The sequence below is a fragment of the Acinetobacter sp. UBA1297 genome, from assembly GCF_002307755.1.
GTDB classification, from domain to species: Bacteria; Pseudomonadota; Gammaproteobacteria; order Pseudomonadales; family Moraxellaceae; genus Acinetobacter; species Acinetobacter radioresistens.
Window position 1 is genome coordinate 1 of sequence record NZ_DBUF01000006.1, and the last position, 233, is coordinate 233.

General features: G+C 45.1%; 1 protein-coding gene. It reads right to left on the reverse strand.

What is annotated here, in order from left to right; translation table 11 throughout:
• Window positions 1-194 (reverse strand): SDR family NAD(P)-dependent oxidoreductase (locus B3R63_RS01595; protein ID WP_286728126.1); only part of this gene is annotated, 194 nt, incomplete at its 3' end.
• Between the last annotated feature and the right edge of the window lie 39 nt (window positions 195-233).

Below are 233 nucleotides of genomic sequence, written 5' to 3' on the forward strand. Positions count from 1 at the left end.
CCGCCTCCGCCTCCGCCAGCATTATTGACCAGTATATGGATATGCCCAAATGCTTCTAATGTGCTTTCAACGGCTCCTACTAGCTCACTATCCTTGAGAATATTACATGCGATACTGCGTATATCACCTCCTGTCTGTTCTTTAATGTACTCAGCAGTCTGTTGAGCAGCCTCTAAATTCAGATCAGCTATCATCACATTAGCTCCTGCTTCAGCTAATAATGAAGCACAGGC